Source organism: Chitinophaga sp. SVR4-12A (assembly GCF_056754765.1).
In genome coordinates this window covers 6,179,529-6,199,004 of record NZ_JBPGWP010000001.1, presented here as the reverse complement: position 1 = coordinate 6,199,004, position 19,476 = coordinate 6,179,529, and the positions used below count along the sequence as shown (strand labels likewise).

Annotated in this window: 11 protein-coding genes; 1 reads left to right on the top strand and 10 read right to left on the bottom strand. The window is 50.0% G+C overall.

Annotated elements, in window-relative coordinates; translation table 11 throughout:
- Positions 1–5 precede the first annotated feature (5 nt).
- From ACR9Y8_RS25075 to ACR9Y8_RS25050, 6 genes are all read right to left on the bottom strand, one after another.
- A complete protein-coding gene (locus tag ACR9Y8_RS25075; RefSeq protein ID WP_481215996.1) occupies positions 6–2,330 on the bottom strand; it encodes a glycoside hydrolase family 65 protein in 2,325 nt (774 codons plus the stop codon).
- 17 nt (positions 2,331–2,347) lie between these two features.
- Positions 2,348–3,004, bottom strand: coding sequence for a beta-phosphoglucomutase (pgmB, locus tag ACR9Y8_RS25070; protein ID WP_481215995.1), 657 nt, complete (start codon positions 3,002–3,004; stop codon positions 2,348–2,350).
- Positions 3,005–3,008: 4 nt separating this feature from the next.
- Positions 3,009–4,859, bottom strand: coding sequence for a glycoside hydrolase family 13 protein (locus ACR9Y8_RS25065; RefSeq protein WP_481215994.1), 1,851 nt, complete (start codon positions 4,857–4,859; stop codon positions 3,009–3,011).
- 77 nt (positions 4,860–4,936) lie between these two features.
- A complete protein-coding gene (locus tag ACR9Y8_RS25060; RefSeq protein ID WP_481215993.1) occupies positions 4,937–6,538 on the bottom strand; it encodes a RagB/SusD family nutrient uptake outer membrane protein in 1,602 nt (533 codons plus the stop codon).
- A gap of 20 nt (positions 6,539–6,558) precedes the next feature.
- Positions 6,559–9,546: a SusC/RagA family TonB-linked outer membrane protein gene (locus tag ACR9Y8_RS25055; RefSeq protein ID WP_481215992.1), complete on the bottom strand. Its 2,988-nt coding sequence runs from the start codon at positions 9,544–9,546 to the stop codon at positions 6,559–6,561.
- Positions 9,547–9,808: 262 nt separating this feature from the next.
- Entirely contained in the window at positions 9,809–10,810 is a 1,002-nt protein-coding gene (locus tag ACR9Y8_RS25050; protein WP_481215991.1) for a LacI family DNA-binding transcriptional regulator, read from the bottom strand.
- Positions 10,811–11,096: 286 nt separating this feature from the next.
- Here ACR9Y8_RS25050 and ACR9Y8_RS25045 point away from each other — a divergent pair, with 286 nt between their 5' ends.
- Complete coding sequence (locus ACR9Y8_RS25045; protein ID WP_481215990.1) at positions 11,097–11,987, top strand: EamA family transporter; 891 nt, start codon at positions 11,097–11,099, stop codon at positions 11,985–11,987.
- A 79-nt stretch (positions 11,988–12,066) separates the two neighbouring features.
- Here the strand turns inward: ACR9Y8_RS25045 and uxaC are convergent, their stop codons facing one another.
- The 4 genes from uxaC to ACR9Y8_RS25025 form a co-directional block, all read right to left on the bottom strand.
- Entirely contained in the window at positions 12,067–13,500 is a 1,434-nt protein-coding gene (uxaC, locus tag ACR9Y8_RS25040) for a glucuronate isomerase (RefSeq protein WP_481215989.1), read from the bottom strand.
- 40 nt (positions 13,501–13,540) lie between these two features.
- Entirely contained in the window at positions 13,541–15,067 is a 1,527-nt protein-coding gene (locus ACR9Y8_RS25035; RefSeq protein WP_481215988.1) for a tagaturonate reductase, read from the bottom strand.
- A 117-nt stretch (positions 15,068–15,184) separates the two neighbouring features.
- Complete coding sequence (locus tag ACR9Y8_RS25030; RefSeq protein WP_481215987.1) at positions 15,185–17,086, bottom strand: glycoside hydrolase family 88 protein; 1,902 nt, start codon at positions 17,084–17,086, stop codon at positions 15,185–15,187.
- A 29-nt stretch (positions 17,087–17,115) separates the two neighbouring features.
- Positions 17,116–19,452 (bottom strand): glycosyl hydrolase family 28 protein, encoded by a 2,337-nt coding sequence (locus ACR9Y8_RS25025; RefSeq protein ID WP_481215986.1) that lies wholly within the window; start codon positions 19,450–19,452, stop codon positions 17,116–17,118.
- Positions 19,453–19,476 lie beyond the last annotated feature (24 nt).

The window sequence follows — 19,476 nt, the reverse complement described above, 5'->3', positions numbered from 1 at the left end:
CAAACTTATACTTTTATTCCTTCACTGCCTACAAACAGCTGCGCCCGTGCTTTTACTGCATGCGCCTGATCATAGAGGTATACTTCTAATGCCTTGTCTGAATAATTATGTATCTGCACACCTTTCTTATTTATTTCCACTTTCAGCAGTGCGCCTCTGAAACGTATCTTGAAGGCGAAAGACTGCCATTCAGCCGGCAGGAAGGGCGCAAACTTTAAACGTCCATCCCTGACCCGCATACCGGCAAAGCCTTCTACTACGCTCATCCAGGTACCAGCCATGGAAGTGATGTGCAGACCATCTTCCGTATCATTGTTATAATCGTCCAGGTCAAGGCGTGAAGTGCGCAGGTAGAATTCATAGGCGCGCTGCCCGTCGCCCAGCTTAGCGGCAAGAATAGCATGCACACAAGGAGATAAGGAACTTTCATGCACCGTACGCGGTTCATAAAAATCAAAATTCCTGCGCAGGGTGTCTTCATCAAAACGATCTTCCAGGAAGTAGCAACCCTGCAATACATCTGCCTGTTTAATAAAGCAGGAACGCAGGATGCGGTCCCAGCTCCAATGCTGGTTAAGCGGCCGCTGTGCAGGATCAAGGTCCTTTGCCAGGACCTGCTCTTTATCCAGGTAGCCATCCTGTTGCAGGAACACACCGGATGCCTCATCCACCGGGAAATACAGGTGTTGGATGATATGCTGCCACTGGCTGCGCTCTTCCTGCTCGCGGAATTGTATGCGCGCAACAAGTGATTGATATTGCGCCGGATCCTGTTGCTTTACATGGTCTATTACTTCCAATGCATATTCCAGGCACCAACTGGCCATAGTATTGGTATACCAGTTATTGTTCACGTTGTTCTCATACTCATTGGGACCTGTTACGCCCAGCATTACATACTGCTTGCGGGCATCGCTCCAGTTAACCCGCTGCGCCCAGAAGCGTGCAATGGCGATCAGCACTTCCAGTCCGTATTCCACCAGGTAGCTGGTATCCCCGGTATAACGCGTATAGTTAAAGATGGCGAAAGCAATGGCTGCATTACGGTGGATCTCTTCAAAAGTGATCTCCCATTCATTATGGCATTCTTCCCCGTTCATGGTTACCATGGGATAGAGCGCGGCGCCGCCTTTGAAGCCCAGCTTCGCTGCATTCTCAATGGCTTTCTGCAGGTGTTTGTAACGGTACAGTAATAAGTTGCGCGCTACCTGCGGATCAGCAGTGGCCAGGTAAAAAGGAATGCAATATGCTTCCGTGTCCCAATAAGCTGCACCGCCGTACTTTTCACCGGTAAACCCTTTAGGGCCTATATTCAATCGTGCATCTTCACCGGTGTAGGTTTGGTTCAGCTGGAAAATATTAAAGCGGATGCCCTGCTGCGCAGCGGCGTCTCCAGTGATAATGATGTCGCTTTCTTCCCATTTAGCTGCCCAGGCAGCTGCCTGTTCTTCCAGCATACGGTCAAAACCTTTTGCCAGCACTTTCTCCAACACCTCGCTGCAGGCACTTTGCAGGCTTTCACGCGGGTGGTTCTCAGAAGAGACATTAGCTGCATACTTCATGATCAGCACTTCCTGCCCTGATCTCACCGGCATGGTGATACGGCCTGCCACATACTTCTCCGCCTCTACCGTCATGAAAGGCGCTTCTGCTGCCAAACCGTCTTTGTATACCTGGAACTTCATACCAGTACAAACATCAAAGCCGGTTTTCCTGGTGCGCAAAGTAAGATAGGCGCTGCCTTCGCTTACTTCCCGGTATAGCTCTTCCCAGAATTTCTCATCATAGTTCGCATCCTGGTTCTTCACATCTCCGTCTATAAAAGGTGTGATAGTGAGCTGTCCGTCAAAGTTCAGCGGCGTAATGCTGTAACGGATGGCGCCTGCTTCATCATCCACAATGCTGCAAAGGCGGCGCGACACTACCTTCACCTGTCTGCCGCTGGCAAGTGTAGCGGTGAAGGAACGCTCCAGGTAACCGGCCTTCATATTCAGCACACGTCTGAAGTCATTCACGGTACAGGCGTGCAGGTCCAGCACTTCATCATTGATCCGTATATCGATGCCGATCCAGTTGGCGGCATTCAGCACTTTGGCAAAATATTCAGGGTAACCGTTCTTCCACCAGCCCACTCTTGTTTTATCGGGGTAATAAACACCCGCCACATAATTTCCCTGCAGGCTTTCTCCGGAATAAGCTTCTTCAAAATTGGCGCGCTGGCCCATCCTGCCGTTACCAATACTGAAAAGGCTTTCAGAGATCTTATTAAGATGGGGGTCAAATCCTTCTTCGATGATGTTCCACTCATCAACTTTAATGTACTGCTTCATATGCATTCATGCAGCTGTCAGCTGTTAGCTGCCAGCTTATTTAGTTTTTCAATAGACATAAATTGTAAGCCGGGCACTACGGCATCTGCTCCTTTGAGTGTTTCCCTCTCGCCGATGCCGACTGCCTTCATTCCGGCGGCTTTGGCAGCTTCGATACCTGCAATAGCATCCTCGAACACCACGCAATGGGGAGGTGTAACACCCAATGCAGCAGCGCCTTTCAGAAACACTTCCGGATCAGGCTTGGAGGCCGTAACGGTATTGCCGTCTACTATTACATCAAATAATGGCAATAAGCCGGTGCGCTCCAGGATGGTAGACGAATTTTTACTGGCAGAGCCCAGGGCTGTTTTAAGCCCGGCGTTTCTTACGGCTTCGAGAAATCCTTTTGCTCCGGGCAGTATTTCCCGCGGCGTCATCTGGTTGATCATCTCCACATACCATTCGTTCTTGCGGGTTGCGAGCGCCTGCTGCTCTGCAGTTGTTTTATGGATGCCGCCCCATTCGAGGATCAGCTCCAGGGACCGCATCCTGCTGATCCCTTTTAAGCGCTCATTCTGTGCTTCGGTAAAATCAAATCCCAGCTCGTTCGCCAGCCGTTTCCAGGCCTGGTAATGATACACGGCCGTATCCACGATCACACCGTCCAGGTCAAAAATGCATGCTTGGATCATTCACTTATTTTAATTCCAGCACCAGCGTGGTGAAGGCAGGTACTGTTATGGTGTCTGTAATAGATTGTTCTTTACCGCTGACAACATCCAGTCCTTTGCTGAAAGAAGCGGTCCTTTCCCTGAATCGTTTGGTGGGCAGCTCTTGTGCTTTATCATTGCCATTCATGATCACCATCACTGTCTTTGTTTCATTATAGCGGAAGTATACATATACCCCGTTCTCTGGCACATATTGCATTACATGGCCATTTTGCAGCACCGTATTTTGCCTGCGATAGTTAGCCAGCTTACGGAGGTAGTCAAATACTTCATTCTCCTGGGCGCTGCGACCAGCGGCAGTAAATTTATCGACCTTGTCGCCGGGCCAGCCGCCTTTAAAATCTTCTCTTACCAGGCCGTCAGGATTGCAGAAATTCTTCATCAGAATCTCTGCGCCATAGTACAGCTGCGGAATGCCGCGCGTGGTCAGCAATCCGGCCAGGGCCATTTTATATTTAGCGACGTTCTCTCCTGTTACGGAAAAAAAACGACTCAGGTCATGATTATCAAGAAAAACTACATTACGGCCAGGGTCCTGGTACACAAAGTCCTTAGCCAGGGTATTATACAGGTTCGTCACTCCATCCTGTCCGGGCGTTTTACCATTCACCAGGTCCGTGATTGCCCAGAGGTACTGGAAATCCGTTACGCCCGGCAACTGTGTATCAAAGCCATGATTCATGGTATTGCCCTGTGTAAACACGGCCTGGTTCACTGTGCCGTGCACAAATGTTTCACCAAAGAAAGACAGCTGGGGGTATTCGGCTTTTACCGCTTCGCCCCATTCCTTCATATACCCCGCATCGTTATAGCCATAAGTATCGAGGCGAAAACCATCCACGCCTGCATACTCTATCCACCAGATATGACTTTGTGTAAAATAATTGCGTACATAAGGATTGGCCTGGTTCATGTCTGGCATGTGGGTATCGAACCATCCGTCTGTCATTAATTGCTTGTCTGCCGCGGCGGCATAGGGGTCGAACACGGTTTGTTCCTTAAAATTGGATTTGGTGAACACGGGCCATTGATGTACCCAGTCTTTGGAAGGCATATCGCGCATGGTCCAGTGCTGGCTGCCGATATGGTTATGCACCAGGTCTTTGATCATTTTCATGCCGCGCTTGTGCAGCTCATCCACCAACTGTTTGTACAGCTCATTCGTGCCATAACGGCGGTCTATTTTGTAATTCTCCGTAGCCGCATATCCGTGATAGGAAGCAGAAGGCTGGTCATTCTCCAGTACGGGGTTCAGCCACAGGGCAGTAACGCCCAGGTCCTTCAGATAGTCCAGGTGATCAATGATCCCTTGTATATCGCCGCCATGACGATAGTACATGGAATCACGGTTCAACGTGGTCTGCTGCATGCCTTTTACAATATCATTGCGCTGATCGCCATTCGCAAAACGGTCGGGCATAATAAGGTAGATCAGGTCTGCATTGGTAACGCCCTGTGCTCTTGCGGCATGATCCCGTGCTTTCAGCTCATAAGTGTATCGCAGCTCCTTCTCTCCTTTTTTGGTAAAGCGGATGGGAAAAGTTCCCGGCGCTGTGCCCGCGCTGATCTCCAGGTCGAGGAACAAATAGTTAGGGTTCTCCACCTTATGCACGGCTTTCAGCGTTACGCCCGGGTACTGCAGCGCTACATCCCGCTGTGCAATATTATTACCATGTACGATCAGCTGCAGGAAGGGGTTCTTCATGCCTGTCCACCAATTGGCCGGTTCAATGCGTTCCAGCGCAGGTACCTGTGCCGCGAGCGAGCCCGTAATACAAATAAAAGCGAATACCAATAGATAGTGTCTCAATTTCATCTTTTTATACTAAGAGCTAAAAGCCAAACGCTGAACGCTCAAGCCTTAAGCTTTTAGCGTTCAGCGTTTAGTGATGTTTAATATCCGTTGTTCTGTTCCAGGTTCGGGTTGGCCGTTCTGTCTGCAGAAGGTATGGGGTAGAGTGAGCGGAAATCTTCCACTGCCTTTCCCTCCTTGACACCGCCTTTCCAGGGCCAGATATAAGTGCTGCCGGTAAATTTGCCAAAGCGGATCAGGTCTGTTCTGCGATGTCCTTCCCAGAACAGCTCACGCCCTCTTTCCGCCAGTATGAAATCCAGTGTAAGCTGCGTGCCGGTGATATTACCGCTGGTATTGCCATATGCACGCTGACGCAGCTGGTTCACATATTGCAGGGCGGTGGCTGCACTGCCGCCTGTACCACCGCGCAATACTGCTTCTGCATACATCAGGTATACATCTGCCAGGCGGAACATGGGATAGTCAGTGTCCGGGAAATCACCGGTCTTGTCTGAGCCCTGCACACCCGCAGCGGTTACGTTCCTGAACTTGGCGATGGCATAACCACTGGGGAAGTTGAACACATCATTGATCTCCAGGCTCTGGCCATTGGTATAGAACATGGCGCGTTTATCGGTATTGCCGGTAATATCCGCAAACTGGTTGACAAAGGCGCTGGTGGTACGCAATCCGGCCCATCCCCCGTTGATGCCGAAGCTGGCAGCACTCATGTTGCCACCCACAGGCGCATGCACCAGGTAGGTCATGCCGCCGTAAGTTTTGGTACGCAGACCATCATAAGTGATGGTAAAAATCATTTCCGGAGAGGTGTTATTATCTGCCAGGAATAATTTGCGGTATTCATCAGACAACCCATAACCGGCTCCTATGATCTTATTGCAGTAAGTGATCGCATCTGTGTTCTTATCCTGGTTGATATACACTTTTGCATTCAGGTAAAGTTTAGCCAGCACGGTCCATGCAGCTGCTTTATCTGCACGGCCGTATTCATTCTGACGGGCTTCTACCAGTTCACTTTCTATTGCTTTCAGTTCAGACTCTATATAGGTGAAGAGGTCTGCACGGCTGATCTGTTTAGGCAGGAAGGAGGCGCTCACGGGATCATTCTCTGTAGAAAAGGGCACATTACCAAAAAGGTCCAGCGCATGATAATAAGCCAATGCTCTCAGGAAGCGGGCCTCTGCACGGAAATGCTTTGCTTCTTCCAGGTCACTGCCGCTGATACCATGTGTGCCCAGCTTATCATCGGTTGTTTCCCGGATAAACTCGTTAGAAACGGCTATCACGTAGAAAATACGGTCGTATATGGCTTTGATGAACTCATTACCGGAGGTCCAGGTCATGAAATGATAGTCCTTCAGGTTGCCGTCATTCCAGGCGATCACGGCTTCATCGGTAGACAGCTCCTGTGCCTGCCAGTATTGACGGATATAGTTGGAAAAACCTTCGTCTATACCTGTCAGGTCTGGTTTACCAGCTGGTCCCTGCTGACCGCTGATCGCATAAGCGGCATATATTTTTGCCAGTATGGGTTTATAGTTCTTAAAATCGTTGTATACGCTGGCGGATGTCTGGTCATAGAAAGGCACACGGTCCAGGTCTTTTGTACAGGAGGAGATCATCACGGTCAATCCCATACAGCCTGCCAGCATCCATTTATTGATATATTGCTTGATCATTTTTTCCGGTTTTGGTCAAATTAAAAATCGAGATTCAGGCCCAGGGAGTAGATACGCGGACGCGGATAAAGCTTGTTGTCTATGCCTTCCCCTATGTAGTTCGTACCGACTTTGTCATTTCCTAATTCAGGATCAAGGCCTTTGTAGCCGGTGATCACAAATGCGTTCTGCACGGTAGCAGATACACGCAGGTTCACCTTATCCTTCAGCACACGGCCGAAATTGTATCCCAGGCTGATGTTATCCATGCGCACAAAAGAGGCGTTCTCTACAAAGTAGTCAGAGAAGAACTGCTGGTTGGTGAAATTGGTTTCCAGCACGCTGCTGTGCATGTTTGCCAGGTAGTTCGGGAAAGTGATGTTGCGGTAAGAGCCCAGATCAGAGCTGGGGTTGTTATATACATAATTTCCAAAGCTGCCGCGCATGGAGAAACCGGCATTCCAGTGCTTATAAGAGAACTGTGAATTAAAGCCCAGCAGGAACTTCGGGTTAGGTGATTTATACCGGTAGCGGTCTTCCTTATCGATCTTCCCATCTTTATTCAGGTCTTCATACTGGCCGTCAAGCGGTTTGCCGTCTTTGTAAAGCTGCTTATACACAAAGAAGGTATAAGGGGCATATCCAACGGTGTGCACCTGTATGGTATTACCCGTACCACCCGAGATGGTGCCCACTTCGATACCTATCGCATTCGGGTCTTTTACCCGGGTAAGATTGGTGATCTCGATGGTGTTATAGGTAAAGTTGAATCCCGCGTCCCAGTTAAAGTCCTTCGTGCGCACAGGAGTGGCATTCAAGGTGAATTCCAGGCCCTTGGTTTCGATATTGCCAACATTGGTCAGCAGCTGGTTGGTGAGGTTAGATCCTGCTGCTACGGGTATCACGCTCAGCAGGTCTTTTGTTTTCTTTTTGTAGTAGTCTATGCTACCGGAGATCCGGTTATTCAGGAAGCCGAAGTCCAGACCAACGTTATAGGTTTCTGTTTCTTCCCATTTGATGTTGGCGTCGTATCCTTCCGGGCGTAAAGTCATGTAGTAGGTGCTGCCAAACTGGTACTGCGCATTGGCATCGCCATTGGTATAACGCGGCAGATAGGGATAGTCAGACAACAGTCCTCCAAAGTCCTGCTGACCGGTGACACCATAACCTGCACGCAACTTCAGTTCAGAGAACAGGTCCGAGTTTTTCAGGAAGTTCTCCTGGTTAATGCGCCATGCCAGCGCCACAGAGGGGAATGTGCCCCAGTGCTCACGGAAACGGGAAGAACCATCCCTGCGGACGTTAACCGTCAGCAGGTATTTGTCCAGCAGTGTATAATTCAACCTGCCGAAGAAAGATACCAGCGTATTCTGTGTTTTGAATGGAAAAGGTGCTGCTGCATTGATCGTATCACCTTTTTCATTCAGGTCAGCATAAGCGGGTTCTGTACGGATAAAATCCTGGTAAGAATAACCGCCGGTAACATCGATACGGCTGCTGATGCCTTTTAAGTCTTTTGCATAGTTGAGATAAAAGTCCAGCAGCTTGTTATTCTTTGTTTGAGAATAAGACTTATCAATACCACCGCGGTTATAAGCATTACCAGCATACGAAGGTACCAGTGTACGGCCTTCGCTTTTGGATACATCGTATCCCAGGTTTAGATTGGCCCTCAGCTCGGGTAGGAAATGAAATTTATAATCGAATTGAATGTTGCCTAAGCTCCTTTTTACTTCGCCTTTGTCATTCTTCAATTCCAGCATAGCCAGCGGATTACGCGTAGCCAGCGTGTAGGGGCCTCCTGAAGTAGGATCCACCCACTCGAAGTAGCCGCCGAATTTGCTGCCGTTGCGCACCGGCTGTGTAGGATCAAAGTTCATCGCGGCATTGATCGCGTCCTGGTCTGCAAAACGGCTATTAGTGATAGCGCCTCTTACGTTCACATCTATTTTCAGATGATCATCCAGCAGACGGGGACTCAAATTCAGTCCTGCAGATGTACGGCGCATGCTGGAGGTTTTCAGGATCCCGCCCTGGTTGGTAAACCCTACAGAAAGGCGGAAGGGCAATTGCTTCAGGGCGCCGCTTATGCTCAGGTTATTATCAGTACTGAAAGCAGTACGGTAAAGCTCCTCCTGCCAGTTGGTATTGGCAGTGCCCATCAACTTCTTTTGATCGTCCGTACCCTTTTCATTTACCACTTTCCTGAACTCATCGGCGGTTAATACAGGCACGGTGCCTGTTTTCTGCGAGATAGAATTGAGGGTGCTGAAACCGAAGCGCAGCTGATCTCCTGCTTTTCCTTTCTTGGTAGTGATGATGATCACACCGTTCGATGCACGTGAACCGTAAATAGCGGTGGCAGAAGCATCTTTCAATATGTTAAAGGATTCGATATCGTTGGGATTGATAAAGCTCAGCGGGTTAGAAGAGCCTTTTAATTCTGCGTTGTCCAATGGCACACCGTCTATTACGATGAGCGGATCATTGCTGGCGTTCAGTGATGAGCCGCCACGGATGCGGATCTTGCTGCCGGCTCCCGGCGCACCGCTATTGCTGGTGATCTGCACACCGGCCACCTTACCGGTTATCAGTTGCTCAGGAGTAGTAACCACCCCCTTGTTAAAGTCTTTCGAAGAAATAGCAGTGATAGAACCCGTCAGGTCGCTTTTCTTCTGCGTGCCGTAACCTACTACCACTACTTCATTCAGGCCCTTCGCATCTGCTGTCAGCTGGAAATCCTGTTGCAGGGCGCCGTTAACGGTCAGCTCCCTTTCCACCTGCTGGTAACCGATCATCCTGATCACGATTGTTGCTGTGCCGCTCACAGGCTGCAGCTTAAAGCTGCCGTCTATTCCGGCTACTGCGTTTTGGTTGGTTCCCTTAATGAATACGGTGGCGCCAGGTAGCGGTTGTCCGGTTTCGTCGGTCACCTTTCCGCTGATGCTTCCTGTCTGTGCAAACGTGGCAAGGGATAAGGCCGTAAAGCACAACAGTAATAGATACCTGATAAGGCGAAGTTTTTGCATCTCTGTGAAATTTTTGTTCAGTTTTAGTTCGGCTCGGGAACGATGCCGGGAACGTTCCCGATACGTGGTAAAAAAATATTACATAACGTGCAGCTAAAGTAAGGAAAATTTGAAAGCTCCAAAAAAATTTTAACCGGGTCTTCAGCAACTGGCATTGCGAAGCCCTTTAAAAGCCGCGCGGGTAGCGGCTAAAGCAATGCTTTAACAACCTGAATATGACATAGTGAATCCTCCGCTTTTTGCTAAAACCAATTAGCAGGGGCTAACTCGTTGATTTTCGCGGAATGATCTTCGATTTAAGCACCACATGATCACGCACAGGATGATCACTCTCCAGCGTCTTAAACAACAACTGTGCAGCATGTACCCCCATCTCCCTTGCCGGCTGTGTAATAGTAGATAAGGAGGGGTTCAGCAGCGGCGCGATCTCCAAACTGGAAAAGCTGATGATCTTCACTTTGCGCGGAATAGCAATACCCAGATCATGACATACATAATAACTGGCGATCGCCAAACGCTCCACAGAAGCGAAAAGCCCGTCAGGCTTAAGCGTCTTCATCACCTTGGAAAGGATATTATAATTCTTCTTGTGATCGTTACTGCAATCAATGATCAGCTCTTTATCGTAAGGGATGCCTTCTGCTTCCAGTGCATCTATATATCCCTGCGTGCGCATCTTCCCGATAGACAGGCTCTTGTTGATCACCAGGAAAGCAATCTTGCTGCAGCCCGCCTCTATCAGATGCCGCGTGGCATTAAAGCTGGCATCATAATCATTCGTGGTCACCTTCGCCACATCTATATCATCATACACCCGGTCAAAGAACACCAGTGGCATATGCTTCGGCTTCAGCTTATTCAGGTAAGCATGATCCTTCGCTTCTCCGGAAGCAGACATGATAATACCGTCCACCCGCCCATTCGATAAGTTATCGATAAAGGATACCTCCTTCTGGTACTCATCATCTGTTACGTAAATAAGCGTATGGTAACCCTTTTCACGGGCCACCTGCTCAATGCCCCTGATAGCCTGCGCAAAGAAATTATTGGCCAGCTCCGGCACAATGATGGCAATGGTATCACTCTTCTTTTCGCGTAAACTGCTGGCATACAGGTTCGGCTGGTAGTTCAGCTCCCTGGCCCTGGCCAGGATGCGTTCTTTGGTCTGTGCATTAATATCACTATTGCCACGGAAGGCCCGTGACACCGTGGAAGTTGACAAGTTAAGGTCCTTGGCCAATTGCTTTATATCGATCTTCTCCATGTAGGGGGGACTAAATACTTGTGTAAAATTAAAATAATTATATTTACAGCCTAGAACGATCCATTATGACCTTACCCGGCACATATTACCGCCCGATCGCCATCCGTGCAAACGGCGGTTTGTCCACTCCCCCTCCCCCGCCTTACACACAAGGCAGGTAATTGATCACGGCATTTTGCCTTTATCAGTGATCAGCAGCGACCTCGCGCGTTACTGCATGGTATTGTTTTGCCCCTGCCTCCCACTTTGATTTTCACCCTTACTCTTTACCCAGTTTGATTGTTCAATGACAAGATATATTATCATGGTCTTTACCGGGGCCTGCTGCTTCGGCATTCTATCCACTTTTGTAAAGGTGGCCTACCTGGAAGGATATTCCACCGGCGATATCTCCGGCTCCCAGGCCTGCTTCGGCATGATGGTGCTATGGGCGCTGTACCTGCTCCAGCAGAGGACAAAGCCAACTGCTACTAAGCAGCCACAGACCGCCTCCTGGAAAGTAATGCTGGCAGGCACTTCCATCGGGCTTTGTACCCACCTCTATTACTTATCCGTTCAATGGATCCCTGCTTCCGTGGCCATCATCTTCCTGATGCAATTCACCTGGATCGGGCTGCTGCTGGAATGGCTGATCTATGACAAACGTCCTTCCTTACTGCAAAGTATAGCCGCCTTCCTGATCATGAGCGGCACCATCATGGCCAGCGGCCTATCTGCCCGGCACAATATCATGCTGCCTGTAAAAGGCGTGCTGCTGGCAATGGCCTCCGCCACCGTATACGGTGTGTATGTAGTGGCCAGCGGCCGCATCGGCAACGACCTTCCTGCACTCAAGAAAAGTGCATTGATCATGACCGGCTCCACTGCCGCCATCTTCCTGGTGGCCATGCCGGGTTTCCTGTTCATGCCACAGATCATCAGCGGGCTGGCCAAATGGACCATCTTCCTGGGCCTTTTCGGCACTATCATTCCACCGCTGTTGTTCGCCGCTGGCATACCTAAAACCGGCGTAATTCTCAGCGCGCTGCTCATGACGGTAGAATTGCCCGTGGCTGTGATCACCGCCCGGCTGGTACTGCATGAGCATATCTCACTACTGCAATGGGGTGGTGTATGCTTAATGCTGTTTGCCATGGCCTTGCCGCCCTTACAACAACTGGCAGCCAGACGGCAATAAGCTATATTAAAAAACGGCAACGGACATACAAATGTATGTCCGTGCCGTTCTATTCAATTCAACCAATGTGGCCTTGTCATTAAGAAACAGCTGCCGTCTGCTGTTCCAGGAACTGCCAGTTAAAATACTGCTGTGCATTAAAATAGCAGATGTCCTGTATCACTTTTCCTACCCAGTCAATATCGCCGGGCAACTCGCCCTGCTCTATCTCCTGCCCGAACAGATCGCAAACAATACGGCGAAAATACTCGTGGCGCGGATAGGAAAGGAAACTCCTTGAATCGGTGAGCATACCTACAAAGCGGCTCAGCAAGCTCATATTGGATAATGCATTCAGTTGCTTCACCATGCCATCCTTCTGATCCAGGAACCACCAGGCAGAGCCGAATTGCACCTTGCCTGCGATAGATCCGTCGTTGAAGTTACCAATCATAGTGGCCATCAGCTCATTGTCTGCAGGATTGAGATTATAGAGGATAGTCTTCGCCAGCTTATCCTGGCTATCCAGCCTGTCAAGGAATTTAGCCAGCGCCTTTGCCTGGGGGAAATCACCGATAGAATCCCAACCCGTGTCAGGCCCCAGCTGGCGCAGCATACGGGCATTGTTATTACGCAGGGCGCCCAGGTGATACTGCTGCACCCAGCCTTTTTCCCAATCCCATTCTGCCAGTTCCAGCAGCAGTGCAGATTTTAGTTTCCTGCTCTCCAGGGGAGACAATACATTTCCTCCCCTTGCCTTCGCAAAAATAGCCTTGATGTCTGCTTCGGTAAACTCATCTGCATAGATCTCCTCTATACCATGATCGGAAACAGAACAGCCCATGGCAGCAAAGAAATCATGTCGGTTCCTCAGTGCCCGCAGCAGGTCGGGGTAAGTGCTGATGGATACGTCCGCTGCCTTTTCCAGCTTATTGAGGTATTGGTTGTATTTCACGGGATCGTCTGCATTCATGGCATGATCAGGCCGGAATGCAGGCAGGATCGGGATCTCAAAGCCTTCCTGTTTTAACTGTACATGGTATTCCAGTGAATCCACGGGATCGTCCGTAGTACATACCAGCGCCACTTTCATTTTACGCAAGAGATTGCGCACACTGTAATCAGGCGACTGCAGCTTCTCTGTGCAAACGCCGTATATGTTAGCAGCAGTGGAAGGGCTCAGTATATCGTTCACATCAAAATAGCGCTGCAGCTCCATATGCGTCCAGTGGTACAGCGGGTTCCGCAAGGTGTAAGGGACGGTAGCAGCCCATTTCTCAAATTTCTCCCAATCGGATTTGTTACCGGTGCAATAGCTCTCCGGCACTCCATTGGTGCGCATGGCCCTCCATTTGTAGTGATCTCCATACAGCCACGCCTGGGTCAGATTCTCAAATTGCACATCTGCCGCTATTTGAGCGGGCGGCAGATGACAATGATAATCTATCACCGGCATTTCTTTCGCGTATTCGTGATATAAACGTTGAGCAGTGGCCGTATTCAGCAGGAAATGCTCGTCGAGGAACCTTTTCATAATTTACGATGATTAAATATTACAAAGGGGTAAGCCCGTTTCACTTACCCACCCTAGCGTGATTAAAATTTTTTACTACCGCCTTTGCCCCTTGCTGCAGCAGCAGCTGCAGCATGTTGTTCACGGCAGGTGCAAAGCCTTTCAGTGATGTAAGATCAGCGCCCCACAATGCGGTATTGGCTAATACTTCTTTTACAAGCACAGAAGGCTCCAGGCGTTTCCACTGTTCATGGAACCAGGCGGCATGATCATCCTGTATGGTATATGTTTTACCATTGACAGTACCTTGATAGGCGCCGTCTGCACTACGCTCGCTGCGCATGAACAGCAGGTAAGCGGCAAAGCCCAGCGAGATCCAGTATGGCGCCTCCTGCGAACGCTGATAATGACGCAGCAGCACGGGCACATTACGCATCTTCATTTTGGACGTATACTGCATCGTAATGCTGATCCACTGGTGCGCGATATGCGGATTACGGAAACGGTCCAGCACACTGTTGGCAAACTGCGTAGCAACAGCTGCTGTGATATAGATATCTGTAATGGCAGGCACCATTTCTTCCAGCATCAGCGTAGCAATACAAGCTTCCATATCGCTGTCTTCCATGGCCTGGCGCACGGTCTCAAAACCGGCCAGGAAAGCCAGTCCGCAGCTCAGTGTATGCGTACCATTCAGCAGGCGCAGCTTCAACTCACGGAACACATTGATATCCGGCGCGATCACCACCCCTTTATCTGCCGCAGCGAAACTCAGGCGCTCTTTTACCGTAGCATCTGCCGTTTCTATGGCCCAGAGGCGATACACTTCAGACATGATCATCAGCTCATCCTCATAGCCCAGGGCCGCTTCCATCGCCTGCTGCTCTGCTGCCGGTAATGCACCGGGCACAATACGGTCTACCAGTGAATTGCAGAAATGATTAGCATGGGTCAGCCACTGGATGAATTCTGCAGGCAGGTTATTGCGGGAGGCCAGCTCCAGCACAATATCCTTCAGCTTCTTCCCATTGTCCGGTATCAGCTCCGTGGGGATGATCACCATCCCTTTATCCGCGCTGCCATCAAAATATTGATATCGCCTGTACAGGAATGCCAGCAGCTTACCGGGGTAAGACGCAGGCGGTACCGCATGTACATCATCATCTGTTAAAGTAATGCCTACTTCTGTTGTATTGGAGATCACGATCTCCAGCGCCGGGTTCTCTGCGCATTGCAATATCTCAGGCCATTGTGCGGCGGCGCTCAGTACCCGGCTGATGGCGGCATTCAGTATATTCTCCTGTATCGCCTGCCCGCCTTCTATGCCCCGCACGCAGAGGGTGTACAGTCCATCCTGTTCTGCAAAAGCATCGGTAGTGCCCTTGCCGGTGGATTTCACTACCACAATACGGCCATTGAATAAGCCGGCTTTATTGGCTTTATCTATAAAATATCCCGGCAGTCCGCGTAATAACACACCGGTGCCAAACTGCAGTACTTTTTCAGGCAGCTGCAAATGCTTAGCTGCTGGTGCTTGTATATTCTTTTTTCCGTTTAACGCGGCTAACAGATCTTTTGATAATTTCATTGCATTCTTTTAATTAATTAATAATTAATAATGAATAATTAATAATCTCAGAACTTGTACCAGGCCAGATACTCGTGGTGCAGGCATTATTAATTATTAATTCTTAATTCTTAATTCTTAATTCCCTCTTTTCGCTACCCCAATCATCCAGTTCACCAGGTCGGAAGCCGCCTGGTAATTTTGATACTCAACCGGCAGCCTGCGGCCATCCAGGTATTCATTATAGAACCAGGGGTCGCCTACTGCAAATACAGCGCCTTTGCCAACACGCGCCGCGGCCATGATCACATGATCACCGTCTTTATACATCGGTATCGCAGGCAATTTCACCTCCAGGCTGCTCAGCTCTTTGATATGCACCTTGCCCGGATGACTGAAAACAGGATTCCCTTCGGGGATGATAAACGCGCCCTGTTCAAACTGCCGTCCCTGTACCCGGTTACGGCTGTCCTGGTTGAAGTGCATGCCAAAGCGTTCTGCCAGTATGTTGAAATGCCTGAACTCTGCATTCATAGAATCGTTCTCCATCAGGATCAGCACACCGCCTGCCTTTACCCAGTTATACAGCTGGTCTGCATCGGCAGCCGTCATATAATTTGGTTTAGCGGTCTCTTTGTCTGTATCAGGATCAACGATCAGGTAAATATCTGCGCCTTTCAAACCAGCAGCAGTAGGCGCTACAGACAAGGTATCTGTCTTTATGCCATAACGGTGGAAGATATGCCCCCAGAGCGAGAAGCCGCCGTTATCCAGCTCATCCCATACATAGTGCCAGCGCACCATGCGGCCGGTGGCGTCTTTCCTCCATTCATTATTGAAGTATTGATCCAGTTTTATCGTCAGGCCTTTACCCATATGCAGGGTAGGTGCAATCTCCATTTCATTGGCAGCCAGCAGGTAGGCGCCTGCTCCTTTCGGATCGTTGGTCACCACTTTTTCGCTGAGGTAGTATTCATAGCTGCCATCCCTGTAAGGGTCACCCCCAAGCCCGGCTACACTCACTGTGCCTTCCAGGTTCACGCCGCCTTCAGGTGCTTTCCTGATGAACTTTTTATTGATGCCCTCAAAACCCTTCTGCGCTACCTGGTGATAGCTTTCCGGCAGGTATCCTTTACGCACGCCCTTCTGCAAGGCATATACGAACATGCAGGAGGCAGATGCTTCCAGGTAATTACCTTTTGCACTGCCCTTATCCAGTACCTGGTACCATAAGCCGGTAGCAGGATCCTGGTATTTCTTAACAGCTACTGCCAGGCGGTTGAGTATGGCGATCAGGCTGTCCCTTCCTTTATGTTTAGCGGGAAAATGATCCAGCACATCTACCAGTGCCATGGCATACCAGCCCATAGCCCTGCCCCAGAAATTGGGAGAACGGCCGGTGCTTTTATCTGCCCAGCGCTGCTGCCGTGATTCATCCCATCCGTGATACAACAACCCGGTATGGGCATCGCGTGCATGTGTTTCCATCAGCACAAACTGACGGGTGATATCATTGAACGCTGCATCTTCATGAAACAGCTGTGCATACTCTGCATAAAAAGGCTCGCCCATATACAGACCGTCCAGCCACATCTGGTAAGGATAACGTTTCTTATGCCAGAAGCCGCCGTCGTTGGTGCGGGGCTGGTTCTTCAGCTGCTGACGCAGCTGATCAGCCGCCTTTTTATATTTCTCCTGGTTGGTAACCTGGTAGAGCAATAACAATGCGCGGCCGTTCTTTACATTATCTATGTTGTAATCGTCTTCTTTGTAAGTGCGTATATTCCCCTGCTCATCCACGAAGGCATCCATGCTCTGGCGTATATATTCAAAGTATTTGCCGTCGCCGGTATTTTTCCAGAGGCCGGCGATGCCTTCCAGCACAACGCCCTGGTCATAGGTCCACCGCGGCGGACCGGAAGCCGAATCCTTCCAGGTACGCATAATAGTAGTAGCCATTTCGGCCGATTGAGCATGAACGATCGCAGTACTTAGAACCAGCGCCAGTGTGGTAATGAACAGTGCTTTTTGTTTCCGCATATTAATTTAAGTGTTGGCTTATACTTTCTTTAACGTACCTGCAGGGATTTGGACGTAGCGCCTGCGCTGAATTGTGTGCTCTCTTTCGACTTACGTACGTCTGTTCCCGTAACAAGGATATTGCGGGAATTTCCTCCCTGAACAGACATGAAAGTCTGTGCCTGATCATACCGGATATTGTTCAGACTAATATCCTGGCTGCCGCGTACCGTCACCAGCGGCCCTTCATCTTTAGTGAACAGCTGTACGTCCGTCAGGTGAATGTCTTTTGCTTCCATGCACTCAATTCCTTTACCGGCGCTGATAGCCAGGTGATCCATGTGTATACCGCTGATAGGCATTTCGGGCAGGCCGCGGATGAACACCGCTTTAGCTGCGCCCCTGCACACTACGTTACTGATGTGGAAATCCCTGAACTGCGGCGTGGCTTCTGTTACCGGGAACACTTCCACCCTGGGCGCTTCCCTTTTCTCGCCTGCCAGCGGTACCGGGTCTTTTGCCATGTAATACATGTCAAACAGGATGGCTTCGCCAGGGATGTCCTTCATAGCGATGTTGGAAATATAGATCTTCTCCACTACTCCACCGCGGCCGCGGGTGGTTTTAAAGCGGAGGCCTATATCCGTACCCATGAAGGTACAGTTGGATACAAAGATATTACGTGCGCCGCCAGACATTTCGCTCCCTATCACAAAACCGCCATGGGCATGATACACGGTACAATTATTTACGATCGTGTTCTCAGTAGGCTTACCTCTTTTACGTCCCTGCTCATCCCTGCCTGATTTGATACAGATCCCATCATCGCCTACATCAAAGGTGCAGCCGGTGATGCGTGCATTGCTGCAGGATTCCAGGTCTACGCCATCTCCGTTTTGTGCATACCAGGGATTCTTGGCGTATACATTCCGCAGGGTGATATGCTCGCATAAGAGCGGGTGCAGGCACCAGGCGGGCGAGTTCTGGAAAGTAACATCTTCCAGCAGCACATTCTTACAGCCGGTTAAGCTGATCAGGTTAGGCCGCAGGAAATCTTTTATTGCTGCATAATCGGCTGCTGTTTTATCCGGCATGATTACACCCGCCAGCTTCACCTTAGCGCCTTTATAAGAGCCTTCTGAAGGATACCAGGTAGTGCTGTCCTTCCCTTCTCCTATCAGGCCGCCGGAAGCCACCAGTTTCTTCCACTGTGTTTCTGTGAGCTTATCCTTTTTCACAGCACGCCAGCTGTCGCCATTCCCATCAATAATACCTTTACCTGTAATGGCTATATTTTCCAGGTTAAGGCCCCAGATAGGCGCCTGGCAGCGATAAGCACGCAAGCCCTCATAAGTGGTCTCCACCATGGGATACTGGCTGTGATCTTCGGTGAACTGTAGTACCGCGCCTGCCACCAGGTGCAGGTTCACATTGCTCTTCATGGTAACAGGCCCCGTCAGCCACATGCCTCCCGGTACCAGCACTACGCCGCCGCCCTTCTCACTGCAGGTTGCAATGGCCTTGTTGATGGATTGGGTATTGAGTGTAAAGCCATCAGCCTTTGCGCCGAAGTCCTGTATATTGAAGGTGTCTTTTCTGAAATGCGGCTCATAGATCTCCGGTAGGTCAAAACGGTATTTACCTTCAAACGGTGTTTTAGCCAGGTATTGAGCCAGCGGCAGCTGTTGGTCATAGATCGCTTTTGCCGCGAGCCCGGCTACCAGCGTAGCGCCATATGTGTTAAAATGTGTGTTATCCTCCACGCCATTGGGCAGTGTGCTGTAATGTCCGGCCGGAGTGGTCTTGAACAGTTTCACAGAGCCTTCCACGCCATGCTGTACCAGCAGCGTTGTTGTGCTCTTATGCAGGTCTATCAGCGGCACTTTATTGGCAGCGGCTACTTCCCTTACCACATCCGGGTATTCACCGTGCTGGTCTACAAAATTGCCTTTCTCATCAAACTTACGGCGCATCACAGGCGTGAGCAGCACAGGGTTAGCGCCGCGTGCCCTGGCCTCCTGTACGAAGCGTACCAGGTTTTGCTTGTAAGTAGTATGAGGAGCCGCATACCGGTTGCTGTCAGTTACTTTCTGATCGTTGTGGCCAAACTGGATCATCACCCAGTCGCCGGGCTTTAACTGGGTCAGCACACTGTCCCAGCGGTGCTCGTTAATAAAGCTTTTGGTACTCCGCCCGTTCATGGCGTAGTTCTTTATTTCCACGCCGGGCTCAAAGAACACGGGGAACAGCTGCCCCCAGCCCCTTTCCGGGTTATCGATCAATGGTTTGTCAGCCATGGTGGAATCGCCGATCATGAATATACGGGGCTTTGGCCCTTTATCAACAAGTCCTAACAGCGATAGCAGTATGGTAAGATATATTTTCATCCGGTTCCCTTAGATTACTACTTA